Annotated in this window: 21 protein-coding genes; 11 read left to right on the top strand and 10 right to left on the bottom strand. The window is 49.2% G+C overall.

Features of this window, described 5'->3' with window-relative positions:
• On the top strand, positions 1-2,064 hold the full coding sequence (locus H6F93_RS17510) for a dynamin family protein (protein WP_190683177.1): 2,064 nt from the start codon (positions 1-3) through the stop codon (positions 2,062-2,064).
• A 167-nt stretch (positions 2,065-2,231) separates the two neighbouring features.
• On the opposite strand, the gene H6F93_RS17505 is transcribed toward H6F93_RS17510, so the two are convergent.
• Entirely contained in the window at positions 2,232-2,834 is a 603-nt protein-coding gene (locus H6F93_RS17505) for a GNAT family N-acetyltransferase (protein WP_190683174.1), read from the bottom strand.
• Positions 2,835-3,555: 721 nt separating this feature from the next.
• On the opposite strand from H6F93_RS17505, the gene H6F93_RS17500 reads away from it, so the two are divergent.
• Complete coding sequence (locus tag H6F93_RS17500; RefSeq protein ID WP_190642236.1) at positions 3,556-7,170, top strand: response regulator; 3,615 nt, start codon at positions 3,556-3,558, stop codon at positions 7,168-7,170.
• A gap of 3 nt (positions 7,171-7,173) precedes the next feature.
• Here H6F93_RS17500 and H6F93_RS17495 read toward each other — a convergent pair whose 3' ends face one another.
• From H6F93_RS17495 to H6F93_RS17485, 3 genes are all read right to left on the bottom strand, one after another.
• A complete protein-coding gene (locus H6F93_RS17495) occupies positions 7,174-7,374 on the bottom strand; it encodes a hypothetical protein (protein ID WP_190642235.1) in 201 nt (66 codons plus the stop codon).
• A 510-nt stretch (positions 7,375-7,884) separates the two neighbouring features.
• Positions 7,885-8,715 carry a pentapeptide repeat-containing protein gene (locus tag H6F93_RS17490; protein ID WP_190642234.1) on the bottom strand — a complete coding sequence of 277 codons (831 nt, stop codon included), beginning with the start codon at positions 8,713-8,715 and terminating at the stop codon, positions 7,885-7,887.
• Complete coding sequence (locus tag H6F93_RS17485; RefSeq protein ID WP_190683170.1) at positions 8,708-10,057, bottom strand: SGNH/GDSL hydrolase family protein; 1,350 nt, start codon at positions 10,055-10,057, stop codon at positions 8,708-8,710. Before H6F93_RS17485 ends, H6F93_RS17490 begins: the two co-directional genes overlap by 8 nt.
• A gap of 173 nt (positions 10,058-10,230) precedes the next feature.
• Between H6F93_RS17485 and H6F93_RS17480 the strand changes: the two genes are divergently transcribed.
• Positions 10,231-11,313: a DMT family transporter gene (locus H6F93_RS17480; protein ID WP_190683166.1), complete on the top strand. Its 1,083-nt coding sequence runs from the start codon at positions 10,231-10,233 to the stop codon at positions 11,311-11,313.
• A gap of 193 nt (positions 11,314-11,506) precedes the next feature.
• On the opposite strand, the gene H6F93_RS17475 is transcribed toward H6F93_RS17480, so the two are convergent.
• The gene (locus H6F93_RS17475) at positions 11,507-11,701 is read right to left on the bottom strand and encodes a hypothetical protein (protein WP_190642231.1); all 195 of its coding nucleotides are present in this window, start codon (positions 11,699-11,701) and stop codon (positions 11,507-11,509) included.
• 217 nt (positions 11,702-11,918) lie between these two features.
• Positions 11,919-13,178, bottom strand: coding sequence for a class I SAM-dependent methyltransferase (locus H6F93_RS17470; protein WP_190683163.1), 1,260 nt, complete (start codon positions 13,176-13,178; stop codon positions 11,919-11,921).
• Between the two features lie 433 nt (positions 13,179-13,611).
• Here H6F93_RS17470 and H6F93_RS17465 point away from each other — a divergent pair, with 433 nt between their 5' ends.
• The 6 genes from H6F93_RS17465 (at position 13,612) to H6F93_RS34710 (ending at position 20,660) form a co-directional block, all read left to right on the top strand.
• Positions 13,612-17,019, top strand: a complete 3,408-nt coding sequence (locus H6F93_RS17465; RefSeq protein ID WP_190683160.1) for a phycobilisome rod-core linker polypeptide — start codon at positions 13,612-13,614, stop codon at positions 17,017-17,019.
• Positions 17,020-17,739: 720 nt separating this feature from the next.
• A complete protein-coding gene (gene apcA, locus H6F93_RS17460; RefSeq protein ID WP_190642228.1) occupies positions 17,740-18,225 on the top strand; it encodes an allophycocyanin subunit alpha in 486 nt (161 codons plus the stop codon).
• A gap of 48 nt (positions 18,226-18,273) precedes the next feature.
• Entirely contained in the window at positions 18,274-18,759 is a 486-nt protein-coding gene (apcB, locus tag H6F93_RS17455) for an allophycocyanin subunit beta (protein WP_190683156.1), read from the top strand.
• A 268-nt stretch (positions 18,760-19,027) separates the two neighbouring features.
• The gene (locus tag H6F93_RS17450; RefSeq protein ID WP_045054192.1) at positions 19,028-19,231 is read left to right on the top strand and encodes a phycobilisome linker polypeptide; all 204 of its coding nucleotides are present in this window, start codon (positions 19,028-19,030) and stop codon (positions 19,229-19,231) included.
• Positions 19,232-19,440: 209 nt separating this feature from the next.
• The gene (locus tag H6F93_RS17445; protein ID WP_190683153.1) at positions 19,441-20,007 is read left to right on the top strand and encodes a Uma2 family endonuclease; all 567 of its coding nucleotides are present in this window, start codon (positions 19,441-19,443) and stop codon (positions 20,005-20,007) included.
• 524 nt (positions 20,008-20,531) lie between these two features.
• Positions 20,532-20,660, top strand: a complete 129-nt coding sequence (locus H6F93_RS34710) for a hypothetical protein (RefSeq protein WP_277882862.1) — start codon at positions 20,532-20,534, stop codon at positions 20,658-20,660.
• Between the two features lie 15 nt (positions 20,661-20,675).
• On the opposite strand, the gene H6F93_RS17440 is transcribed toward H6F93_RS34710, so the two are convergent.
• The 4 genes from H6F93_RS17440 to cimA all read right to left on the bottom strand — a co-directional run bounded on the left by H6F93_RS17440 (position 20,676) and on the right by cimA (position 25,429).
• A complete protein-coding gene (locus H6F93_RS17440; protein WP_524537965.1) occupies positions 20,676-21,023 on the bottom strand; it encodes a DUF2103 domain-containing protein in 348 nt (115 codons plus the stop codon).
• Positions 21,024-21,090: 67 nt separating this feature from the next.
• On the bottom strand, positions 21,091-21,417 hold the full coding sequence (gene clpS / locus H6F93_RS17435) for an ATP-dependent Clp protease adapter ClpS (protein ID WP_190642290.1): 327 nt from the start codon (positions 21,415-21,417) through the stop codon (positions 21,091-21,093).
• A gap of 180 nt (positions 21,418-21,597) precedes the next feature.
• Positions 21,598-23,649 carry an FAD-dependent oxidoreductase gene (locus H6F93_RS17430; protein WP_190683151.1) on the bottom strand — a complete coding sequence of 684 codons (2,052 nt, stop codon included), beginning with the start codon at positions 23,647-23,649 and terminating at the stop codon, positions 21,598-21,600.
• Between the two features lie 145 nt (positions 23,650-23,794).
• Positions 23,795-25,429 (bottom strand): citramalate synthase, encoded by a 1,635-nt coding sequence (cimA, locus tag H6F93_RS17425; protein WP_190683148.1) that lies wholly within the window; start codon positions 25,427-25,429, stop codon positions 23,795-23,797.
• A gap of 178 nt (positions 25,430-25,607) precedes the next feature.
• On the opposite strand from cimA, the gene H6F93_RS17420 reads away from it, so the two are divergent.
• Both H6F93_RS17420 and H6F93_RS17415 read left to right on the top strand, forming a co-directional pair.
• Positions 25,608-25,946 carry a 2Fe-2S iron-sulfur cluster-binding protein gene (locus H6F93_RS17420; protein WP_190683146.1) on the top strand — a complete coding sequence of 113 codons (339 nt, stop codon included), beginning with the start codon at positions 25,608-25,610 and terminating at the stop codon, positions 25,944-25,946.
• 167 nt (positions 25,947-26,113) lie between these two features.
• A complete protein-coding gene (locus H6F93_RS17415; protein ID WP_190683143.1) occupies positions 26,114-26,668 on the top strand; it encodes a RodZ family helix-turn-helix domain-containing protein in 555 nt (184 codons plus the stop codon).
• Positions 26,669-26,696 lie beyond the last annotated feature (28 nt).

Below are 26,696 nucleotides of genomic sequence, written 5' to 3'. Positions count from 1 at the left end.
ATGAGCTACAAAGTCGAAACTCACAGTTTTTTGCAAGACCTTGACCGAATTTTCAAAGTGCGTCAAGAAATTGCCGATTATTTAGAAACCATTTCTGAAACGCTCACAACCGCAGAGTCTGCAGCTGCAGAAGCCTCTGGCAAGTTGGGTTTAGCCCAGGAGATTGCAGATATTGGCATTGCCGGAAAGAATTTACGTCAGGGTTCATTTCGACTGCTCATTCTGGGCGACATGAAACGAGGTAAAAGCACATTTCTCAATGCGCTGATTGGCGAAAACCTGCTGCCTAGCGACGTGAATCCCTGTACTGCGCTGCTAACGATTCTTAAATTTGGTGCTGAGAGACGAGTCACGGTTCACTTTAATGACGGCAAGCCACCAGAGCAAATTGATTTCAAGCTGTTTAAGCAGCGTTACACAATTGATCCCCAAGAAGCAAAACAGCTAGAACAACAGCAACAGCAGGCATTTCCTGATGTTAGTCACGCAGTCGTGGAATATCCGCTGCCGTTACTAGAAAAAGGTGTTGAAATTGTTGATAGTCCGGGATTAAACGATACCGAAGCTCGAAATGAACTGTCGCTTGGCTACATCAACAATTGCCATGCCATTCTATTTGTCCTACGGGCATCACAGCCTTGCACCCTAGCAGAACGCCGTTATCTAGAGAACTACATCAAAGATCGCGGTCTGTCGGTTTTCTTCTTGATTAACGCTTGGGATCAGGTAAAGGAAGGACTGATTGATCCCGACGATTCAGAAGAACTTGAAGAAGCAGAGAGCAAACTGCGAAAAGTCTTTCACACTAATCTGGTGGATTACTGCCAGGTAGACGGACAGGACACTTATGATGAACGGGTGTTTGAAATTTCCGCCATTCAAGCGCTGCGACGACAAATCAAGGATGCCTCCGCTTCACTGGAGGGCACAGGCTTTCCAGAATTCATGGGCGCACTCAATACTTTTCTGACGCAAGAGCGGGCGATCGCCGAATTTCGTCAAGCCAGAACCCTCGCCCGTCAAGCCAATCTTCGGGTCAAGCAAGCTGTAGAACGCCGTATTCCCCTCCTCGGTCAAGATGTGGAGGAGTTGAAACAGCGAATTAGCTCTGTGGAGCCAGAATTTACCAAGCTCAGCCAAATTCGCGATGAGTTTTGCGATGAGATTCGACGGATGCGCGATCGCAAAGCAAGGGCGATCGCTGACTCCTTTCGCACCTACGTGCTTAGCCTGGAAAATACCTTTGAGCAGGACTTTTTGCGTTACCAACCCTCAGACCTACAGTTTTTAGATTTCTTTAGCGAAAGCAAGCGGGAACAGTTTAACCGCTCTGCCCAGCAAGGGTTTCAGCAGTACGTCAACGACAAATTTTCTGCGTGGACTCTCTCCGCCGAAAAAGATTTGGAATCTGCCTTCGCTGAACTGTCCCAAGGTGCTGCAAGACATGGCGCGTCCTACACCGGAGTAACCGATCAAATTACTGAAAAGCTCACAGGACAGGACATTCAAACTCGACTGAACCTATCGGGGGAGGACGACACTACTCCTGGTTGGGCGAAATGGGCGATGGGCCTTTTCTCGTTGGCGGGAGGCAATCTTGCTGGAGCAGCCCTAGCAGCTACAGGGTTTGATTTCAAAAGCATCTTGCTGAATCTTGTTGCAACTTGGGGAATTACACTGCTATTTGCGCCAATTTTGGGTCCTTTTGGTATTCTGTTAGCTGGATTAGGGGTTGGGGCACTTCAGGCAAATGATGCACGTAAACAGTTTGCCAAAGCAATCAAAAAAGAACTGGTCAAACACTTGCCCCAAATTGCTCAAGAGCAGTGGCAGCCCATCTACAGTGCCGTGCAGGAGTGCTTTGATAGCTATGACCGAGAAGTCGCCAAGCGAATCAATGAAGACATTCAGTCGCGCAAGGCAGAACTGGACAATCTGCTGCAACAAAAAGAAACTCGTGAAATCAATCGAGATGCAGAACTGGCAAGACTGCGATCGCTAGAAGCAACTATTGCCGACCAGTCTCAAAGAGTTGAAGTCGCCTATCAATCCTTACTGTCTTGATCTCGCGTACATTGCCCAGCTTCTTTCAAGGGTCAACAACCATTCGCCTCTGCTTTGTAGGAACGCAACTACAGGGGAGCGTTTAAGTTGAGTTCTCTAGCAGAGAAGCGATCGCCTTTACAGGGACCATAAAAGCCATCTCTACGATCCCGCGTATAGTCCTTAGCTCATTCACCCAGATGCTTATGCATGAGGATCTGTCTGGGTTGTCCGAGAAACCAGTGGCTCAGGCTGGATTCAGCATGTTTAATTTGGTAGCCAGCCTTACGATAGAGCCGTCGTGCCTGAAAGTTATTTTCCAACACGTGTAGATATAGTTCCTGAAAACCCCATTCCAAAGCGACCCGTTCGCAGGTCAAAAGCAACTGTTGAGCGACCCCTTGTCTTCGATATTCGCGCTGTACAGCCAGGTTAGACACGTACAGGTAGGCATTGCTGCGAGGTTGCCAAAACGATTGGGTGCGTAATCCCATTTCAACCGTTCCCACTAAGTTTTCCTCTCCTAGCGGGTAGCTTGACGCTTGTGGGGTAGCTTGATTGATTGCAACAAGGCAAACATAGTGGTCAGTTTTTGTCCGCAAGCGGTTTCGCAGGTCTTCATAAATGCCCATGCGAAACAGTGGATAAATCCAGCCGATTACACCTTCTTTTATGTGAAAGCTACTGGAAAGTACGTCTGCAAGGCGGTTTAGATCTTGTTGCCGCGCCGTTCGGACTAAAACTGGAGCGGCATTTGGGCGATCGCTAGACTCCCATTGATTGAATACCAAGGATGATAAAACACCTGTGTTGAGATAAGGACACTAGCGCTTTGCGCTTAAGAGATAGAATGTCCTCTCATTTTAATCCTGAGACTCCCCAGTATGAATTGTATTAAGAGAATGGCAACTCACATTTTGGGGCTAGATCTCAAGTTGGTCAGGGTTGAAAACTGTTTAGATAATTTTTACAACAATAAATTTTGCAAGTTTTTATGTCTTGAAGTAATGTTAATTAACGCTGCTGCAATGAAGGCAATTTCTAGTTAGCCAAAGGTTAATCAGCTCTACCTATGGTTAATCAGCTCAAACCTGTTCCTGGCTTAACTGCTTGAAAAATTAGCAGCTTTTGCCACAGACTTTCTGCTAACACTCAAGGCACAATAAGTGTAGAAGCACAGTTTTGTCTGCTTGAGTAGAATTGGATAGGTTTTAGAAGGGTGCAGTTTAGGGTGCGGCTTTACGGTTAGGCTCGCGCACAGCGGTAATATTTGGGTAGGGGTATCTACAGGTGAGGCTGAAATCCTAAGGGAACGCTAGGATGCTTTTCAGGTTGCGATCGCTATCTCCAGGTTCAAAGCTACATTTAACCGCGAGATAACCGAAAGATGGACAAGATTCTAGATCAGGATGTCGCGTTGCCTTTTGTCGATAAGTTCAGTAACACATCCAAAACCTTGTCCCAACCCCGTCCATTCCTATTAACTTAACTGCCCTTGAAGCAGGACGGTGCATGATATCTATAGATCACAGTAAGCCTAAAATTCTGGTCGTTGATGACGAGCCAGATAATCTAGATCTGCTTTACCGTACTTTTCACCGTGAGTTTAAGGTGCTGAGAGCGGAGAGTGGGCCTGTGGCGCTGGAGATTCTCGCGAAGGAAGGAGACGTTGCTGTCATTATTTCTGACCAACGGATGCCTTCAATGAGTGGAACTGAGTTTCTTAGCCTTACTGCCACTCAGTACCCAGATATTATTCGAATTATCTTAACAGGCTACACCGATGTCGAAGATTTGGTAGAAGCAATCAACTCTGGCAAGGTGTTTAAGTATGTCACTAAGCCTTGGGACGATGAAGAGCTTAAAGTCGTCGTGCGTCAGGCAGTCGATACGCACAATGTTCTAAAAACTCGTACTCAAGAGCTTTGTCGCACGCTGCGGCAAGAGTCGCTGCTCAATGCAGTGACCAACACGATTCGCAGTGCCCTGAGCTATCGGCAGATTCTTCAAACCATTGTGGAAACGGTGGGTCACATGTTTGAGGTGGACTGCTGTATCCTGCGTCCATTTCATGACGATCGCGTCAGTGATGAGCTATTTGTTTACACGGCGCGTCCCCCCGAATTGACTGCAGCTACTTCCGATTCCTGGAATTTAGACAACCTGGCAAATACGCTCTGGGAAACGCGAGAAGTTCATGTGATGAACGATGCTCAGGCAGATATGCAATCACCTCGTGATGAGGCAATTGACGATCGCTGCCAGCAGTCGTATAAAACGGCTCAAATTCGTTCTAGCTTGGTAATTCCGCTAATTTGTCAGCAAGAGCTAATGGCAGTGTTGGCACTCCATCAGTGCAGCTATTCTCGCATTTGGCAAGGTGATGAGGTGCAGTTGGTGGTGATGGTCGCAGACCAGGCTGCATTGGCGCTGTCACAGGCACGAGCCTATGAACAGGTCAGGGCACTGGCTAAGCGAGAAGCACTGGTCAACACGATTACGGCAGCGATTCGCTCTAGCCTTGACCCGCAGGAAATTTTTGCGGCAATTACTCAAAAGCTGGGACAGGCACTTCATGCCGATGGCTGTGCTTTGTCACTCTGGACTGAGGAGGACGAATTTGTCCAGTGTGTTGGGCTGCATGATGCCAGTCAAGATATTGAGATACCCAGTCAAGCGATCGCCCTGTTGCCTGCGATGGAAGAGCGAAACTGGAACGGTTGGTTAACTTCTGACAATCTTCCGACTCAACAAAAATCTTCTAATCATTCCAAAAACGGGTTTGAGCCTTCTGTCAACTCATCCATCAGCCCATCTGCTACCCCCTTCGTTGAGGAAGGCAGTTCGCCCCATCGGCATCATTTGCCCCAGTCACTCGTGCCGATTGAGGGAAATCCGGTGTTGCAGCTTTTGCTAACCACACAAGAGCCAGTCATCATTGATGACTTGAGCCAATATCCAGAAATGAACGTGCTGGATGTGCCGCTGCGATCGCCTGCTCGTGCTCTACTCGTCGTCCCACTGCTCTATAACGGCAAGATCATTGGCAGTATTTCTCTGCGTCAGATACAGGAGCCACGCAAGTGGGAAACCTCTGAAATTGAGCTAGCTCAGGCTGTGGCGGCGCAGGCAGCGATCGCCGTGCAGCAGTCGCGGCTCTATCAAAAAACTCGCCAGCAAGCTGAGCAACTGATGGAGCTAGATCGGCAGAAAACCGAATTTTTCCAGAATGTTTCCCACGAATTTCGCACCCCGCTGACCTTAACGATTGGTCCGTTGGAAACAGCCGTCGCTCAGCAGGAGGGGATATCTTACGACCAGTCTGTCATTGCCCTGCGAAACTCGCGCCGCCTGCTGCGGCTGGTCAACCAACTGCTCGACTTGCAGCGGCTAGACGCAGGTCGAATGCAGCCTAGTTTTCGCCCCTGCAATCTGATGGACTTCATCACACAGGTTGTGGAGACCTTTCGACCGTATTGCGATCGCAAGCAGATTACCCTCTCAACTCACTTGTCTGAGTGCCCGTCCATTTACCTGGACTTAGAGAAGTTCGACAAGGTCCTTTACAACCTTTTGTCTAACGCCATGAAGTTCACCGCTGCGGGTGGCAGCATCGACGTGGTGCTACAGTCCGCAGGTAGTCACTGCTTACTCAAAGTTAAAGATACAGGCGTTGGCATTCGTGCTGATCAGCTTCCCCACCTGTTTGAGCGATTTCATCAGGCAGACGGTTCTACCAATCGCAGTCATGAAGGCAGCGGCTTAGGCTTGGCGCTGGTCAAGGAACTGGTCGAGCTACATGGCGGCAAAGTCTGGGTCGAGTCAGATTATGGCAAAGGCACTACCTTTACCGTCTGGCTGCAAACTGGGATCGCCCATCTGCCGCTAAATCAGGTAATTGAAATTCCGGCTGAGATAGAGCCTGTTCGCGCTGCGGTCGAGTTGGCTGACATTGAGTCAGATTTTTCTGAAGGCGGAGCGCTCGTCCATCTGCCCAACGGTTCCCACCCGGTCGAGCTATTACCGTCAGGCAGTTCAGATCTAGCTCCGATAAATGCCGCTCAAGTTTTGGTTGTAGACGACAATGCCGACCTGCGGAACTATGTCGCTGGCATCCTGCAACAAGCAGGCTATCTCGTGCAAACGGCGCGGAATGGGGCAGAAGGCTTCCAGCTGGCGCAGACGCAGCGTCCCTACCTGATCGTCACAGACTTGATGATGCCACTGGTATCAGGGCTGGAAATGATCCAAATGATCCGTCAGGACGAAGCCCTGAAAGGTACTCCAATTGTGTTGCTGACTGCCAAAGCAGACGAAGACACGCGCATCGAGGGGGCTGAACAGGGCGCAGATGCGTATTTGTCAAAACCCTTCAACCGTCGAGAATTGTTGGCGGAAGTCCGTAATCTACTAGCGCTGAAAGCTAATGAGCGACGGGTAGCAGAACTCAACTCCTACTTAACAGAATCAGTGCTGCGTCGGTTTTTGCCTACCTCGCTGGTAGAAAAAGCTTCTCGCGGTGAACTAGCACTTGATCTGCGTCCAGAGCCAAGGCTGATCACAGTTTTGTTTAGCGACATTATTGGCTTTACCCAGTTGTCGAACACGCTGCGATCGCGCCGAGTTGCCGAACTCTTAAACGAATATCTGACTGAGATGACTCATGCCATCTTTGACCACGGTGGTACTGTTGACAAGTTCATGGGGGATGCAATTCTGGCCATCTTTGGCGCACCGGAGGAAATTACGCCAAACGAGCAGGTCAGACGGGCGATCGCTGCTGCTCAGCAGATGTACCGCTCCCTCTCTAAACTCAACGAACGTTGGCAAACTCAAGGCATTAGCCGCGTCCAGTTCCGCTGTGGCATCCATCAGGGAACAGCTGTTGTTGGCATGTTTGGTGGAGTGGAACGGGCAGACTACACGGCGATCGGTCCAAGCGTCAACATTGCCGCTCGGATTCAAGAAGCCGCAGGTCCAGATAGCATTTTGGTATCAGCTGCTGTAGCAGATTATTTAGAAGAGCACGTAATCACAAAAGGTAGCCCCTTGGAGCTCAAAGGGGTAGACGAAACGGTACTCACCTTCGCTATTCGTACTGACATGGAAGAGGGCGAGTACCGCTAAACCTTAGACCTCAACTGGCTTACTCAAAAGGCTATAGAGCCTGACCTGCTTTTCTGTGGCGGGAGTCAGCGAAAATAGCTCAACTCCCCAATTGGAAGCGTATTCTTGAGCAAAGTCACTTGCAGCGACTTTAGAGGGGGCTTGAATCAGGAGTTGACTAGCCAACTCTGTGGTACCCGCAAAGGCAAATTCAGCGAAATACATAACTACAATGCTCCGTCAATCTGAGAACCTTGCAGGTTGAAAGCTTTGCTAAATTTCACCAGCTTTGCTGAACCTCATAGCAACCGGGCTTGGCTGCACCCTACAACAGGCGGATTAACGGTTTCCTTCGTTTATATCACTCAGGTCCGTTTAATCATCAGGTAGATTCTTAGATGGAAAGGGGTGTAACTGAAAGGTTAATGTTTTGAGGACTGGAAAACTTTGAAACTTAGTAAAGAGCCAGGTCGAATTGAACGGATCGAGTCGATCGCGTTCAAACTGATTGCGTATCAAACAGTGGAGTGGTTAGATGCCTAGCTGATAAACCATCCAGTTCAGACCACTAAGCCTAGCCTAGTAGCCAGAAGCGTCCTGCAAAAGCGAAATATCACCGAGGTTTGCTTGTCTGATTGAAACCTTGAGTTACTTAATTTCAAGCAAGCATCCAACACTGTTAACAACTAAAAACTATAACGTTCAGGATGAATTGGTCTAGAAGGCTAAGACCCCCTAAAGCTGGGTAATTTGGGTAGAAGGTGCGGCAGGGGTTAGCTCTAGCTGAAGCGCAAAGTCATCATCATAAAGTGCTTGTTCCCAGTTACGGGCAGCTTTAACTTGCGTCAGGGTAAGATGCTCAGCAATTCGTAAGTCTGCATTGAGCAAATTTGCTCCCAACAAGCTTGCATCCTTAAAGTTTACTGCCCGCAATTTTGCGCCCTGAAGCTCAGCCCCCTTGAGGTTTGCTTCCTGGAAATCAGCTCCGAGTAGATTTGCCTCTAGCAGATTCGCTGCTCGCAAGTCAGCTTTTTTCAAGTTCGCTCGCTGCAAATTGGATCGCTGCAAATTGGCAGCTCTCAAATCAGCTTTGTAAAGGTTCGCTTCAAGCAAGTCAGCTTTTTGAAAGTTAGCCCCTAGCAAGTTTGCCTTTCTCAAATTAATTTCACGCAACTCCGCTCTGGGCATGTCTAGCCCTTTGAGACTGATGCCATCTTCGTTCAGGTCTTGTAGTGCTTGAATGCGGGCATAGCTGTTTTTTCTGCCATAGGCTGCATCAATGACTTTCCAGGCTTCGTAATGCGATCGCTTTTGCCGTTCTGGAGTTTCTTTGATGTAGATAAATACTGCCACCAGTACACTGATTCCCTCGATGATTTCGAGGAAACTCCTGATACTCAACCATTCCAAAAATGCTCTGCCGATTGGGGTCAAGTCAAATAGACGAATCATCCCAATCAGGAAAAGCACTTCGAGCGACGTTGGAATGCGAATTAGCCAATCGACAATCCAAGCTTGAGTTTGCCGTAGCCACTGGTAACGTTGCTCTTGTGAGTCTTCACTCATAAATTGCCTCTGTCCCGTCTGCATCTGCCGTCCCTACCCCAACCGATAGCAGGAATGCCCAGGGAATCGTCGGATCAGCAGCAAGCTGATCCGCAACGGCACTCGCACCATAGCGGTTGAGATGACTGGGATCAGCGAAATACTCGTTTTGCATTAGCTCTTGCTGCTGACTGAGATCGTGAAAAATAAATCCTGCTCTCGCCGCTAACTGCTGCATGTGCTGCCGAAACTGGTCTTCATAGGTTTGGCGGGCAGGGTCGAGATAGTCGCGCGTCAGGGGCAGGTTGACAAAGATGAGCGGAATTTGTTGAGCCTGGGCGAAGTTAGCGATCGCTATTGTCGCTTCTTGCTGTTCCCCACCTAGCTCAAAGGGAATGTAGTTGCTGTCATATTGTCCCGCAACTCTAGGAAATTCTCGATAGTAAGTAGTTGGATTAAACCGATCCGCAACAGGCTGAAAACCTGTCGAGTCCAAGTCACTAGTAGGGCGATCGCTCACTACTTCCGGCAGAATCGGGTAGATCGGCGGCAGGTCAAGCAGATTAACAGAAGTGGAGGGGCGATCGCAACTTGCGTAATTGGTGAGCGGTGTACTGAGGCACTCTGCTGTGAGAGAGCTCTGTGGCTGCGGTGACCGAATGGGGCGAACCCCAGTCTCTAAAACCCGGTAGCCTTCGGATGTCAAAATTCCGCTGTGGGTAATATCTGCTCGACCGCTGTTAAACGCGCGTGAGCCATCCGCCCAAACAATCAGTTGGGGCAATTGATCGGGTGTCAAAATTTGCCGCAGCAGCACACTAATTACCTGAGCCGTTGCCCCATTAATACTGAAGTTAAATACATTGGGCTCCGGGTAGCCCTGTGCCGTTAGAGCTTGTTGCAGCGCCACTGGGTCAACGCCTTGCAAAGCACGAGAACTGCCAACAATGAGAATATCTGGTACGCCAAATGTATTTAGATGATCGGCATACAATCTCAATTGCTGGTCGAGGCGCTGACTATTAAAAGAGGGATAGTTTTCCAGTGTGATCTGTAGGGGCGCACTGTTTGGATTACCCGACTCTGTTGTAACCAGGTTAGGTTGGGACAGTTCGGTGGCGATCGCCTCAGCAGTTCCATGACAAAGCACAAATGTGGCTGCGATCGCTCCGGTCCAGAAGCTCAGGCTGTGCTTTAAAGCTTTTACTGGTTTCGCTGCCGAATCCTTGTAGTCCTCAAAACTCCCTAAAATAGAGAATTTGGACCTTTCTAAAGCATTCGAAAAATGAGCTTTTTGGAATGCTTTAGAGGGCTTTAGACTACGTTCTAGACTGACATCTTTATAAGTTTGTGTCCGTCCCACAATTCACTCACCTATGTGGAATGACCTACATCTATAGCTTAGTGTGTCTTATCTATGGGTGGTCTTGCTAGTATGTAGGACTTTGCCTGTTTATGGTCTGCACTCGTCAGCATTGGGTTGCTGGGAGTTGCCCCATTGCAGCGCAAAGTTTGTTGCTTTTGCAGGTGCTACTCATGCAGTCCAAGAATAAGCTTCAAACTTTAGTTCAAATTGTTCAAGGTTGGAATAGATGGGGGCGATCGCCTCATCTACAGGGCGCTGCCATCGTCTTGCTGTCCTCACTAATACTGTCATTTCAAAACATTGTTGTCAGAATCGTGTTGAGTCAACAAACCGTGCTGGGAATCAGCTTTGGCGGATTTGTTGAATCGAGTGTGGGCAACTTGCTGCTCATTTTGCTGATGCGGATGGTGGTGGTGGTGCCACTAATGGCATTTGGAATTGGCACCTGGATTTATCCGCCACTGTGGAAGGATATCCAGAATCGACTGAATGAGCGCAACCCGGCCCTGATCGGGGGCGTTTTAGCTAGCGGTTTTTTGCTATTTTTGTCCCTGCCACTGATGTTTACGGCGTTGAGTGTAATTCCTGCTGGAATTGCTACAACGCTCTTTTTTATCTACCCGACCGTTACCGTTTTATTTGCCTGGTGGTGTTTTGGCGATCGCCCCACTTTCCTACTAACTTTAGCAGTCGGCACCATCTATGCCGGGTGTTTGCTCACCATTCCCGGTTCTGAACAATCAACAGATAAGGTGTGGCTGGGCGCAACGATGGCGGCTCTTGCGGGAGTTGTCTTTGCGGCGTACACAATTCTGACTCAGATCTGCACTCGGCGCTTTCGGCTACACCCGGTGCCTTTTACTCTCGGCGTATTTGTAATAATGCTGCTCCTGGCTAGCTTGACGGTTGGGGCGATCGCGTTCATTCCCTGGCTAACAGCTAGGCTGCCCAGCTTAAGAATTGTTGTCAATGCCACGATGTGGTCACGGTTGTGGGCAAGCACCGTTGTTTTGGCACTGACGGCGATCGCAGGCTTTTTGCTCAACAACATCGGCATTCGCAGAGTTGGCGCGGTCCAGGCTGCCATCATTAGCGCAAGTGGTCCCGTTTTCACAACACTGCTGGGCTGGCTGCTGATTCAAGAAATGTTACAAGACAAAGCTCAAGCAATTGGCATTTTGCTAGTGACAATTTGGGTGGGGGCGATCGGCACCGGAGCAATGAATCGAGATTCGCGAAATCAAAGCTCGTAAAGTCATTATGCTTTGGTTCGAAATAGCATTGCTTCTATCAAGGGCTTTTGCTCGCTGCACGACACCATTCCAATGAAAATGGACTACAGATTGGAGCGGGTGCCCTTTCATCTGTAGTCCGAATTCTTGGAATGAGTATTAAGTTTTGTGATTATGACGAAGCTAAGTGGCTAGCGATCCTTTCTAGTAGCTTCTAGTAGCTGTCATCTCCTGCTACTTCTACTGTTTCTGGTTCCGGGAGACGCTGCTCCAGGGAAGCATCACGAATTGCCTGCCAGTGGCAAAATAAATCGTTTTTACTTAAGTCATTCGTCCTGTAATAGCGGATTGCCTGCTCCAACTCTTGAGGGGTTTGAGGGATAGGAACAGTACAAGTGAGTTCTGCCATAAATGACCTCTACTGTTAATTGCGTTGTGGTTGCGTAAAACCGTAGTTTCACTAATTGTAATGAAGCCCTCTCAGAAAAAGTATCAAGATATACAGTTTTTGTTTTGATTTATGTGAACTTCTCGCAAAGCCGAGGGCAGGTGAAGGAGAGTTTGCTTCGTTGTCCTACTGTTCCCCTATTACTCCGTCGATCTTCTACGCAAGGCTAGAAAAATCCTCAAGCAGGAGTAAGCAAAATTAACTGCTGACTGAGTAGCGATCGCACCCCCTCTATTCCCAAATTCACTTCGGCTAAAATCTGTTCTACAGTTTGCTGTTCAGCTTGCTCTGCGTTGCGATCGCAAGCCTTAAGAAACTGCCATTCATTTTCAGCCAAATTAATGATCTGGTAATCATAATTAAACAAACAGCGGCTATCCCACCCGTCCATACATGGGCTCCGTTCTGGAATGGCGGCTAAAACTGCCTGATCAGATGACCAGTCGTTTTTAGGTAAAGGGTTCCGCCCTAAGAAAAATTCGTAGTGAGTAATGGTTTCCGGGTCGAGCAGTTCGATGAGGCGATAGAGTTGGCGATCGCTCAAACCTTGCGATCGCTCCAGCAAGTCCGGCACTTTGCCCAATAGCCGCTCTAGATTCCAGACGCGAGGATTAGAAAAGCCGATGAACTCCAGCCCAGACGCATCGATTAGCTCGAATAAGGTGTCAATGTTGTAGTCGATTTCTTGGGGATGCACGTACATGTCAGCAAAGCATTCATCTCGCTGATTTTCGAGTGACCAGCGCTCTTGTTCCCGCTTGACCAATCGATTGTTTTCGGGCAGTGCTGAGAAGATTTTTCGCCCAAGCTGTACGCCGTCCCGGTAGTCACCTCGCTGGTTTCCTTGGAGGAGGGCGATCGCCTGCTGCATCAGCTTGATTTCCCAGCGGCCCAATTCGCCATAGACAAAAATGTGCATCAGCCCACCGGGAGCCAGTTTCTTAGCGAGAGACTGAATTCCACGAATTGGGTCAGGCAAATGGTGCAGCACACCGACGCAGTTAATCAGGTCAAACTCACCTTCAAGTTGGTCAGCATCATAGAGACTGAGATGGTGAAACTCAACTCTGTTAGTTTCAGAATTTGCTGCTGCAACGCCCGACTTTTGACAGCGCTCTTTTGCCACTGCCAGTGCACCCGCACTCAGGTCAATTCCTACCACCTGTGCTGAAGGGTTAAGGTGAACCAGATACTCCGTACCTACTCCTGTTCCACAGCCCGCGTCCAGAATGCGAATGTTTTGCTTAATGGGCTTTTGTCCGGTGCAAAAGTTGTAAGCGGCTAACCAATCCCAGCGCCAGTTAAAGCCTGGAGGTGGAGCGTCGAGCAATGGCTCTGGTGGAAAGGGGTAAGTGTCATAAAGTTTTGCAACGGCAGCGCTGACGGTCTGCGAGGCAGTTTGAGCAGGTAGTTGAGAGGAGGGCTGAGAATCTAACATAATGGACAAAATTGCAGCAACCTAGAGTTTACCGAATGTTCTACTCATAAGGTTGTCGGGCAGCAATTTTGTACAGCCCATCACGTTACTTTTAGGAGTTTTGCAAATTCTTGGTTTTGAGAAAGTAACAGAACTTAAATTTTTTCTCAGCTTCCTTACCGCGATCCTCTATGATTGCCTTTGTAATGACTACGCAATCTCCTTTGGGAATGCTACACACTTTTTAATAAAGCGATGTTGTAACCCCGAAACGTTTTAATCTAAAAACTGATCGAGTTGACCCTGGGCAGCCGTTGGTGGATTTTTGACCGGAAGCCGCTTGATGCAAGAGCAATCTGGAATTATTCACCCGACAAATATTCATCCAATCGGGCTTTGGGCAGGTCTCATGTAATTACATGCAATCCAATTGATAGGGAGCTTTTGAAATCCAATGAGTGTAAAGGCAAGTGGTGGAAGCTCTGTTGCGCGTCCGCAGCTATACCAAACCCTACCCGTTTCAACAATTTCTCAGGCTGAACAGCAAGATCGCTTCTTGGGGCGAGGAGAACTGGGTGAATTGTCTAGCTATTTCAGTTCAGGAATTAAGCGCCTGGATATTGCCCAAACGATCACGCAAAACTCAGAGCTAATCGTCTCGCGCGCTGCCAACCGCATCTTCGTCGGTGGCTCCCCGATGGCTTATCTGGAAAAGCCCAGGATTCCTGTAGAAAGCTTTGCCACCGCAGAAGCAGGGCTGGACGTAAAACGGGCAATGGAACTGGGAACCGCGACCTATGTGGAAAGCCGGGGCGGTTTTCTAGAAGGATTGCGATCGCTCTTTAGCGCCTCAGGCGGCGGTCCAACCCCAGCCGGATTCCGTCCTATCAACGTGGCTCGCTATGGTCCCAGCAACATGCAGAAGTCTCTGCGCGATTTAAGCTGGTTCTTACGCTATGTCACTTATGCGATCGTTGCAGGCGACCCCAACATCATCTCGGTAAACGTCCGAGGTTTGCGGGAGATTATCGAGAATGCTTGCTCTGGCGAAGCTACGATTGTTGCACTGCAAGAGATGAAGCAGGCTGCGGTCGGCTACTTCCGCAAAGACAGCGATGCAGAGGCGATCGTCAGCCAATACTTTGACGTTCTGATCACTGAATTTAGAGCGCCAACCCCCTCTAACAAACTGCGTCAGCGTCCTTCTGGTGACTTGCAAGGCTTAGAGCTGCCGCAGATTTACTTCAACGCTGCCGAGCGTCGGCCTAAGTACGCCATGAAGCCGGGCCTTTCTTCCACCGAGAAGAATGATGTCGTCAAAGCTGCCTATCGTCAGGTGTTTGAGCGCGATATCACCCGCGCCTATTCACTCTCCATTTCTGATTTGGAATCAAAGGTGAAAAACGGCGAAATCTCCATGAAGGAGTTTATTCGTCGCCTTGCTAAATCGCCGCTTTATCGTAAAAACTTTTTTGAACCCTATATCAACAGCCGCGCTTTAGAACTGGCATTCCGTCATGTCCTCGGTCGTGGACCTAGCTCCCGCGAGGAAGTGCAGAAGTACTTCTCCATCGTTTCCAACGGTGGTCTGTCTGCTCTTGTAGATGCGCTAGTTGATTCCAAAGAATACGCTGACTACTTCGGTGAGGAAACCGTCCCTTACTTGCGTGGTCTAGGTCAAGAGGCACAAGAGTGCCGCAACTGGGGTCCTCAGCAAGACCTGTTTAAGTACAGTGCTCCTTTCCGCAAGGTGCCTCAGTTCATTACCACCTTTGCCGCCTACGAGCAGCCGCTGCCCGATCAGCACCCCTACGGTTCTGGCAACGATCCGTTAGAGATTCAATTTGGCGCAATCTTCCCCAAAGAAAACAAGAATCCCAGCAGTAACCCCGCGCCTTTTGGCAAAGATACTCGCCGGATTTTGATTAACCGGGGCGCAGGCATCAACAACCAGTTAAGCAATCCTGGCGCTAGAGGTGTTGCACCTGGTTCGTTGGGTCCAAAGGTGTTCAAGTATGACCAGATTCCTAGCTTTACTGGGCTCCAAACGGGCAGACGCACAACCAACACGCAGGGCATCAGCGTTAAATTCTCGGAAAGCTCGACTCAAGCTGTCATTCGGGCAGCTTACCTTCAAGTCTTTGGGCGTGATGTCTATGAGGGGCAGCGGCTCAAGGTTTCTGAGATCAAGCTAGAGAATGGCGAGACTACAGTCCGTGAGTTTGTCCGTCAGCTTGCCAAGTCTGACTTGTTCCGTAAACTCTACTGGACTTCGCTGTATGTGACCAAGGCGATCGAATACATCCACCGTCGTCTCTTGGGTCGCCCAACCTATGGACGCCAGGAAATTAACAAATACTTCGATATCGCCTCCAAGAAAGGTTTCTATGCGGTTGTAGATGAGATCATTGACAGCCTTGAGTACAATGAAACCTTTGGTGAAGACACGGTTCCCTACGAGCGCTACCTCACTCCTGGCGGTCTGGCACTACGAACTAACCGAGTTGGCAGCATCAATGAGAAAGGACTGCGAGTTGATCAGGAAGAAACACCTCGCTTTGTAGAATTGGGTCAAGTCAAGGAAAACCGCTCTGAACCTGATGTCCAGTTCCGCTCTCTGCAAGGGGTCAACAAGCGGCGTGAACAGACTAAACAGTTCAAACTCACTAGCACTGAAGATAAAACTCAGTTGCAGACGGTGGTTCGTGCTGCTTATCGGCAAGTCTTTGAGCGCGATATTGAACCCTACATCCTCAAGAATGATTTCTCTGAGCTAGAAAGTAAGCTCGGAAACAACGAAATCAACGTGAAGGAGTTTATTGAAGGGCTGGGCATTTCTGACCTGTACCTTAAGCAGTTCTATACGCCCTATCCCAACACCAAAGTGATCGAATTGGGTACCAAGCACTTCCTTGGACGTGCGCCTCAAGATCAGGCAGAGATTCGCAAGTATAACCAAATTTTGGCATCGTCCGGGCTGAAGGGCTTTATTGGGGCGATGGTCAACAGCATGGAATATGCTCAGGTATTTGGCGAAGATACGGTGCCTTACCGTCGCTTCCCCACCTTGCCTGCAGCGAATTTCCCCAACACAGAGCGGTTGTATAACCAACTTACCAAGCAAAATGATGACCTGGTGGTGCCCAGCTTTGACCCAGTCAAGTCCCGCATGGACAACACCAAGCTGCCGCTGATGGGGCTAGCTATGGCGGATATGGCAATTCAGGCTCGTAAGATGGACTTGAGCAAGCCTAAGTTCATTGAACTGGGTCGCTCATTTACCAATGGTGATGGTCAGTCGGTTGAGGTGGGTGTTGGTACATCTCGCCGTAAGCCAGCTCGCATCTATCGGATGAATCCTGGTATGGGTCAGGACGAAACGATGCTGGTGATTAACTCCATCTACTGTCAAGTGTTGGATGTGTTTAGCGGACAGGTGCCGGGAGAGTTCCGCCGCTCTGACCTGGAGAGCAAACTCCGCAATAGCGAAATCTCAGTGCGCGAATTTGTTCGCACTTTGGCTAGCTCTGACATCTACCGTCGTCGTTTTTACACGCCCTACCCCAACACCAAGGTGATTGAATTCCTGTTCCGTCACTTACTGGGACGTGCGCCAGCAACTCAGTCTGAAATCCGCCAGTACAACAAGCTGTTGGCTGACCAAGGTTTAAAGGCGGCAGTTGAGGCGATGGTTGATAGCCCTGAGTATGCCCGCTACTTTGGCGAGGATGTAGTGCCTTATAAGCGCTTCCCCTCGCTGCCAGCTGGCAACTACATTGGTAGCGTTAAGGCAGATGCGGACTTGGTGAAGCAGTCCTGGTCTGACCTGTCGCCTTCTTACCTGACAGGGCAGTCTAGCTAGAGGAGCTTAAATCTTGTAGGGGTGTTTCAAAAACACTCCTACAGGTGAATCGGCGTCCTAAACCTATTTGTGCTTTGAGTCGCAAATAAAGCCCAAAAAGGGGCACTCCTTCCGGGTGCCCCAGTCGTCATCAAGTGGTGGTGACTCGACCTTGTGACTCGATTGAATGCAGCATAGGGCTAACCCCTCTGACTTCTTGTATCAAGAAGCACTTTGTTGGGTTTGCGTGGGCAACTCATAACATTTCCATGTAAGCCTGCGTTGGACATAAATTTGAACTTGGCTGTAGAACTGAAAGACAGCCAAGGTGTTGTGCTGAGAAATTTTCCAACTTGGTTGAGGGAGGGAGGGGCGATCGCCCCTCCCTCTCTTTTGCTCAAAGCATTGCAATTTTTCTTAATGTTTATTCTGCCAAAATGCCCGAAGATCCAGCGAGAGTAAACATGAGTGTGAATATTACAAAATATTGCGAGTCTACTAAGAATGTGAACCCTATGCCCGAAAATATTTGCGGTACCGCAACTTGAGCCTGAACTTTTAAGAGGGCGATCGCGTTAAAGCGTAATCAAGCCTCTTAGGGTAGAGTGAAAAATGCACATCCAGGCAGTGGTCAAAAGCTGCTCAACCTGGAGGCTCTTTGTTTCAAGGCTTAAGTCGTTCAATCATGAACGTTGGTTTAAACACATCCGGTTACATTTTGCTTTTCGGAGGAATCCATCAATGAGTATTGTCACGAAGTCAATCGTGAATGCCGATGCTGAGGCACGTTATCTCAGCCCTGGTGAGCTAGATCGGATCAAGGGCTTTGTTACTTCTGGTGAGCGCCGTCTACGGATTGCTCAAGTTTTGACCGAGTCTCGTGAGCGCATCGTGAAGCAAGCAGGCGACCAGCTTTTCCAAAAGCGCCCTGACGTTGTTTCTCCTGGTGGAAACGCTTACGGTGAAGAGATGACTGCTACCTGCCTACGTGACCTCGACTACTACCTGCGTCTTGTCACCTACGGAATCGTTGCGGGTGATGTTACCCCCATCGAAGAAATCGGTATCGTTGGCGTGCGTGAGATGTACAAGTCTCTGGGCACCCCCATCGAAGCTGTGGCGGAAGGTGTGCGGGCAATGAAGAACGCAGCAACCTCCATGATGTCTGGCGAAGATGCTTCTGAAGCAGGCTCCTACTTCGACTACGTGATTGGCGCAATGCAGTAAGGGTACATTTGTCCCTCACTTAATGACCATTTTTAAGGAATCAAGATCATGCAAGACGCAATTACTTCTGTTATCAATTCCTCCGACGTTCAGGGCAAGTACCTAGACACCGCTGCCCTAGAAAAGCTCAAGGCTTACTTCCAAACTGGTGAACTGCGCGTTCGTGCGGCAACCACCATCAGCGCTAACGCTTCTGCGATCGTCAAAGAAGCAGTTGCTAAGTCCCTGTTGTACTCTGACATCACCCGTCCCGGCGGCAACATGTACACCACCCGTCGCTATGCTGCTTGCATCCGCGACTTGGACTACTACCTCCGCTATAGCACCTACGCAATGCTGGCTGGCGATCCTTCCATCCTGGATGAGCGTGTGCTAAACGGTTTGAAAGAAACCTATAACTCTCTGGGTGTACCCATTGCTGCTACTGTGCAAGCAATCCAAGCAATGAAGGAAGTTACCGCTAGCTTGGTTGGTGCAGATGCAGGTAAAGAAATGGGTGTTTACCTCGACTACATCAGCTCTGGTTTGAGCTAGTTAGGAAGAACGAGGCATGAAGGATGAGGAATGAGTCCTAAGGATTCAAATCTCAAGCTTTATAACTCATAGCTTCTTTTGAGGTCTGGGAGATCTGGAGCGAGTGTTAGATGGTCAATGGCTATTTCATCACTGGCTGTGACGATTTAAGATTGGCTCTCGACTTCCAGCCCTCAAGCAATTAACTTGATATATCAATCAAAAATTTTGGCGTTGTGGTTCTGATTGAGATTAAAAATTCTCAAGCTTATCTAGGAGAAATTGACCCATGCGGATGTTCAAAGTTACTGCTTGCGTTCCCAGCCAAACCCGAATTCGGACTCAGCGTGAACTGCAAAATACTTACTTCACCAAGCTAGTTCCCTATGACAACTGGTTCCGCGAACAGCAGCGGATTATGAAAATGGGCGGCAAGATCGTCAAGGTTGAATTGGCAACGGGTAAGCCTGGAATGAACACAGGGCTAGCTTAGTGTCTGAAGGGTCGCCTATCTGAAGGATTTGAAGCAGACTCTCATCACTGCTGCTCAGCCTGAAGGTCGCTATTAAAGCTTTCAATATTCAATACTCTGCTGAATGTTTAAGAGGTCGTAAGGCCTCTTTTTTATTGGTTTAGCCTCTCAACTTATCAGTGGCAATACATTGCTAGACTAGGTGCAATCGTTTCATGACGGTAAAAGGCATGACTGTTGCGAAACCCGCATCTCTAACTTTGGAGGAGTTTCTGAAATTACCAGAAACAAAGCCTGCTAGTGAATATATTGATGGGGAAGTCATCCAAAAAATAATGCCGAAAACGCGCCATTCAAGGCTTCAAGCTAAGTTGATCGATGCGATCAATGAAGTTACAGAGGTGCAGCAAATTGCTTATGCCTTTCCAGAGTTGCGCTGTACTTTTGGTAGTCGCTCTGTTGTTCCAGACATAGCAGTATTTCGTTGGCAGAACATTAAGCTTGACGAGAATGGAGAACTTATAGATAGCGTTCTTGTCGCTCCTGATTGGACGATTGAAATTCTTTCGCCCGATCAAAGCTCCAATCGAGTCATGGGTAATATCTTGCACTGCCTAAAGCATGATTGTCAGCTGGGTTGGCTGATTGACCCTGGCGATCGCTCAGTTCTGGTGTTTCAACCGCAGCAACAACCAGAGCTATTTCATCAAGACGACAAGCTGGTTGTTTTGAAGGGCGTTGAGTTAGACCTGACAGCAAACCAGTTATTTAGCTGGTTGAAGATGAGAACAGAGTGAGTAGGTAAAGATGTAATGACCACTCCCCCATTTGCATTACCACTCTACATTCTTCCGATTGGGCTTTGGCTGCTAGGTTGGTTTTGCCTGATTGACCCATACTTTGAAGCAGTTAGTAAGCTTCCTACCCATACAGACGGGCAATCTATCGCACTTTCAATTGGTCAGATTGGGGCAATTCCTGCCCTTCCTTTCATTGTTTTGATTCTTTTTCTGATCCTCAAACCCTATCCGGGTTGTGTATCACTCTTCATATGGAATTCTCAGAAACAGGGTTTAAGTATCTTTTGGACAGCATTATTTCTATCTCTGTCTTTTGTCTCAATTATAGAAGCTCAACGGATGCTGTCTCTTGGTTTATGGTTGAATGCCCTAGTCTATCTAGTCTGGGTTTATCTGTTTTTGGCATTCCGTTCAATTGTGATAGCAAAGACAATAGGTGTTGCAATAGTGCTTCCAAGTATCGACCCGGAGTATTTCATTTGTCCCCAATGTAAATTGGAGCAGTGGCGAGGATATGGTAGATGCCAAAGATGCGGCAGGCACATCGCCTGATTTCTAGTAAACGTCATGAGGAAAGTGATCGCTTCTGTAAAGACGCTATGAATCACTATCTCTACAAAAGGGAGCGATCGCGCGTTCACATTATTTGAGAATATGCGTTCGGGTTAACGCAGGACTTTAGCGATCGCCCCCTCCAGTTCCTCCTGAGACAAACTAGTCAAGATAAACACTTCCTGCACCGTTTTTCCTTTGCGGGCAATGAGTTTGAAGCCACCGCGAATGGGAACGGATACCTTTAGCTTCAAGTTAGGTGAATTGGATCTAACGCTGCCGATGACGGCGGGTGTAATCGTTTGAATGCCAGGTTCTTGGGTCAGGCGTTCTAAGATTGGGATGAGTCCGGGAAGGTGAGTTGAATGATTCCAAACGAGTCTGCCACTGTCGGGTTTGGGCATGAGGTTGAGGGTGCGATCGCCTGCCTCTTTAGTGTAGGACTTTCTACCTAGTTGCACCGCCAAAATTAAAGGGCATCCCTTTGTTAAGCGATGCCCTCTAAAGTTCCTAAATCAACACCGTTACTCAAGCCGCTTCTAAAGGAGCCATTGTTAGCCCCGCTCGTTGAAGCTGGACGTGATAGAGTTCGGCTTGCTCTTGTGGCCCCACCCAAACGACCGCCTGTCCCTCATTATGAATCTGGTGGGTCAGTTCCCAGGCGCGATCGCCCGTCATGTTGGGAACGTATTTTACCAAACACTCTGCTACGTGCTGAAACGTGTTGAAATCGTCGTTCAACACGATCACCTTGTAGTTGGGGTATGTTTTGCGAACCGTCTGGCTGGTGCGATCAGGCGTTACAACCGGTGCAGTTGCCATTGCATGAGGAACTTGTGGAAGTGCCGTCACCATAAGCATTAGCTACTGGGAGAAGTTAACAAAAGTATGCGTTAAGCAAACTTTACCCCACCAGTCTAACTGCTGAGAGCAAGATGTATCACAAGTTCTGGTGTGAATTCAACCTCAATTTGTCAGACGCGCAGAATCATGTCATCCATAGTACGGGCGACATGATTCTGCATGACTTAGCAATTATTGCCATTCCTCCCAATCTTCATTAAAGATTGAAGTGTTGGGGAAAGCTGTGGGATTGCCCTGACGCTGTAAGCGTTGCTGAAACTCTTCTAGCAAAGGTTCTCTCAGCGGAATTTGATCCACCAGTTCGTAGGGCAACACGCCTCGATCGAGGGCAAAGTCTACCACGTTGCCGACGGCTGCACCGGATGACCATTCAAATGAATGCACTCGATAAGCTGCCGCCGCGATGTGGCTGGTGGCAATGCTCTTTCCAGCAACCATTAGGTTGTCAATCTCCTGGGGAATCAGCGATCGCAAGGGAATTTGGAAAGGATAGGCCTGTCCTGCGCCTCTCCGCTCACCCGGACGCTCATAGTTATCAGGTTGCTCTGGTGGAGTTAGCGCCATGCAGGGGTGAAAGTCGATCGCATAGTGCCCAATTCCGACTGCATCAGGGTAGATGGTAGAACGGGTGCGTCGAGCGGTGTCGTCAGGCGATCGCACTCCTCCCACCACAGCAGTTGCTTCCAGCCCTGCCAGCGCCGTTCTCAGACTGCGGTACATGGCTGGAGGCAGTGCCTCACGGTAATATTCGTCGGCGTAGTCTCGGCGAGAAATATCGATTTCTGTAATCGAGAATCCGTTTGGATATCCGGGCGCGGGTCGTCCTAAAATCCGCCGACCTTCTCGCATGTAAGGATACTTTGACAAGCCGTGGGCGGTTCCCATGGGCGAGTTCAACCCGGACAGGTAGCGATGGTTGGGGTTAGGCTGCTTTACACCTTCGCCAAGCTGTGAGTCGGTTTCTCCTTCCACTAGCCAGTAGAAATAACCTAGAGCGTTTTCTTCTCCTCGGCGCAACGTTTCGCTTCGCAAACCGCCAAGCCAACCGCCTGATTCAAGCTGTCCGGTTGCCTCTAGCTGGTCACGGCTGTAGATCAAGTTATCTTCGGCGGTGCCGGGACGATAGTCATTCCCCCAAGTCCAGTTTTGCATCGAGATATCGCCAGGGCTAAATTGGTAGCTACTGCCCTGGGTTCGAGGTCGGGCATCGTAGATGCGGCGGTAGTTAAATACCAGCCCAAAGTTAGCGAGGCGAGGCAGCTCGTAGCTGTAGTAAGGCTCGTATTGCGGGTAGAAGGAAGGCATTTCGTGGTTTTGCGGTTCTTGGGTCGCCTCCATTGCAAAGGTGTAGGTAAACCCCTGAGGGCAGTACGGATCTTGAACGGCACTGGAGGAAGATGGCTCTTGATAGGAGAGAGCATCAATTCCCAGACGATAGGGAACGTCTGCTAACCCGATGATTTCTCCTGTTTCAGTCGCGTCCACGACGTACCAATTCGTGGGACGAGGTTGGTTTGCATTTGCCGATCGCTGATTAGACGGTTGAGGCACAAAGCGAATAATGGTTTTCTCAAACTGATCAGAGTCTTCGTAGCGGTAGGAGTCTTCAATGGTTTGAGAGAGCGGCAAGGTGTTGAGGGGTGGCGCATCAGGGGCAGGGCTGTGTTGAATGGCGATCGCCCCTTGAATCTGCCCACCTTCAATGTCTACTTCTTTAATGACAGTCGAAGGAAACCAGCGCAATCTACCATTGCCTTCGTCAGCTGCATCTTCCAGCATTTCCTGCAAAATCTCGTCGCCATCATAGGGGAAGAAGCAGGATTCGCTGACCCAGCATTCACCCGGATTCATTCGCTTGTAGTGACTTTCAATGCGATCGCGCAGTTCCAGGTAGCCGCGTGAGTAGAACAACTGTGCCCGTTGAGTGGTGCGCTCATCCAAGGCAGAAGTTCCCTGAGAGGAAATTTGTCCGCCTAGCCAGTCAGTAATTTCGGTCAGGCAGACGGTGCGTCCTGCCAACAAACCTTCGTAGGCTGTGGCAACTCCGGCTAGTCCTCCACCCACGACTAAAATTTCACAGGCAACTTCTTGATCGGGCTGTCGAGGTGGGACGGCAAATGCAGCGGGGGCAAAGGCAGGTAGCAAGAGCAGACTAAAGAGTAAATGGCTCAAACTACGATTGGAGGAAGGCTTGCTTCCAGAAACACCAGGCGATCGCTTCATCACACCAAAAACCTTAAAGTTCAGTAGAGAGGGTCAGAGTCGCAGAAATACTGTCTAGGCTAAGTCTTTCTGTATCAATTGACTTCATGCTAATGAACGACCTGACGAGGCGATCGCAATTCAGAGTTCCTTTTGCCAGAAAAAATTAATTTGCAATCTCCAGTGCAGTTTTTGCCTGGTTTTGCAGCAGCAAGCCGTACTCCAATCCTTCAACGACTGCTTGACAGGAGGCATCCAAAATGTTGGGAGAAACGCCTACCGTTGTCCAACGCTGTTGCCCATTGCTGGATTCGAGCAGCACCCGCGTTTTAGCAGAGGTGCCTAATGTGCTGTCTAAAATTCGCACTTTATAGTCAGTCAGGTGAAACTCGGCAATGACCGGGTAGAAGTTCATGAGAGCTTTCCGTAGAGCGGCATCTAACGCTGAAACAGGTCCGTTTCCTTCTGCAACTTCAAGTAGCTCTTGATTGCCGACGGACACTCTCACTGTTGCCAGGGAATGGGTTTGGCAGCTTTGGGTGTGACAGGTCATGTCGGAATGCACCTGAAAACCACGCAGGTCAAACCAGGGTTCGCGTTTGCCCAGCGCTTCTCGCATCAATAGCTCAAAGCTAGCTTCAGCCGCCTCAAACTGATAGCCTTCACTCTCTAACGCTTTCAGCCGCTGTAAAATTTGGCGACAGGTGGGGTCTTGTTTGTCTAAATTGATGCCAAAACTGCGGGCTTTTGCCAGGACATTGCTCAGCCCCGCTTGATCGGAGATAACGATGCGACGACGGTTGCCGATTAGGTCTGGCTGAATGTGTTCATAGGTGAGCGGGTTGCGCTCGACTGCGCTGACGTGGATGCCGCCTTTGTGGGCAAAGGCAGATAAGCCGACAAAGGGAGCGTGGTCGTCAGGGGCAAGGTTTACGACTTCACTAATTAGACGACTGGAGTCAGTGAGTTGAGCAAGCTGTGCTTGGCTAACGCAGTCGTAACCCAGCTTTAGTTGCAGATTGGGAATCAGGGTGCAAAGGTTAGCATTGCCGCAGCGTTCGCCATAGCCGTTGATCGTTCCCTGTACCATTTCTGCGCCTTCCATCACAGCGGCGATCGCGTTTGCCACAGCGGTACCGGAATCATTATGCGTATGAATACCGATTTGGGGAGGATTTGGGGTGAAGGCAGCGATCGCCCCTTTCACCGTTTGCACCACCTGAGCGACTTCGTGGGGAAGCGTGCCGCCATTCGTATCACATAGAACCAACCATTCTGCGCCACCTGCGATCGCTGCCTCCAAAGTTTTCAGGGCGTACTCAGGGTTGCGCTTGTAGCCGTCAAACCAATGCTCCGCATCATAAATTACCCGTCGTTCCTGGCTACGAAAAAATTCCCCTGTGTCTTGAATCATCGCCAAATTTTCTTCAAGGCTAGTTTGTAGCCCTTCCGTTACGTGCATATCCCAGGATTTGCCGAATACTGTTACCCAGCGCGTTCCAGCAGCCAAAATGGGCTGAAGCATGGGGTCATCGGCTGCGGCTTTACCAGGACGACGAGTCGAGCAAAACGCCACAACTTCTGCCTGAGTCAGTGGTTCTTCCTGAAGCTGCCAAAAAAACTGCACGTCCTTGGGGTTTGCTCCCGGCCAACCACCCTCAATAAAGGGAACACCCAACCGATCAAGCTGGTGAGCAATTCGCAATTTATCTTCGAGCGAAAGTGCCAACCCTTCGCGCTGAGCGCCATCTCTTAAAGTTGTGTCGTAGATCCAGAGCCGATTTGAAGAAGTCTCAGTCATGGGTATAGGCGTGGGTATTGCTAGAAGGTCAGCGAGAGAATAAGTAGGTTTAAGAAGTAAAGAAAATTAGATTATTATTAAGAACTTGAAAGTTGAGGCAAGCTGCTGATTGCTGATCAAAAACTGGTTCAAGGGTGGAAATTCAGGGTTAGGAAAAGTTTAGAGTGAAAAATTAATCATGCCAAAAGTGACAGCTCAAGGAAAAACATTTGATTGCGAGACGGGCGCTAACCTGCGTCAAGTTTTGCTGCAACATGAAGTTGAGTTGCACAATGGACGGGCAAATTTAATTAACTGTCGCGGCATTGGGACGTGTGGTACTTGTGCTGTACAGATTCAAGGAGAAATTTCTGAGGCAAATTGGCGCGATCGCACTCGTCGGTCACTGCCTCCCCATTCTCCCACGCGAAATCGTCGTCTTGCCTGCCAGACTCAAGTGTTAGGTGATGTCAAAGTGACAAAGTTTGATGGATTTTGGGGACAAGGTTCTCAACCTATTTGGACACCAGAAGGTTAACCAATTAAACCCCATCGTTAGCAAGATTAAACTCTTGCGATCGCAGGTTAAATTGAAGCAGTTTCATCTAATTTTAGAGACATTTTTTGAGAAACCCTGCTCATAGCTGTCCTAAAAATTGATGGACTAAGAGATGATGGAATTAGAACCTTGTGGAGGTAGAGGCTGTGGCTCGACTTATTGGCTCTTTCGTTATACTAATTGCCCTTGTTTTGCTGATTAGTTCTTTGGCAACCGACAATTTACCGTCTCTCTCCAATCTGTTTGGGCAGCGTTCAGACGAAGAAGAAGCCAACGGAGAGCAATCTGAGTCTTTTAACACCGCCTCTCCAAACAATACTGCGGCTCCAAACAATACTGCGGCTCCAAACAATACTGCGGCCCCAAACGGTGCCCCGCAAAACAACGCAGCTCCGAATAGTGCGGCTCCAAATACTGCGACGGCTCCAAATAGTGCCACTGCCCCAAATACTGCGACGGTTCCAAATACCACTGCTCCAAATACTGCCACTCAAAATGGGACTTCTCCAAATGAACGCCGACCCGTTCCTCAACAGGGGGCTAGTGGCACAACTGGAACGAGCGCACCCGCTCAGGTTCCAGCCAACGCTCCGGTAACGGGTACTGGAACGACGACTGCTCAATCTCCGACTCCTGCTGCGTCTCCTACGCCTGCCGGAGGAACGGCTCAACGTCCACGCCCTATCCCTGCACGGTGGTAAGCCGCTTAACTTGATTCGCAGCCTCCTG

The organism is Leptolyngbya sp. FACHB-671 (genome assembly GCF_014695745.1).
In the GTDB taxonomy this organism is placed as follows: Bacteria; Cyanobacteriota; Cyanobacteriia; order Elainellales; family Elainellaceae; genus JAAUTN01.
The sequence above is the reverse complement of the archived record's forward strand: the minus strand, read 5'-3'. Positions and strand labels throughout refer to the sequence as shown.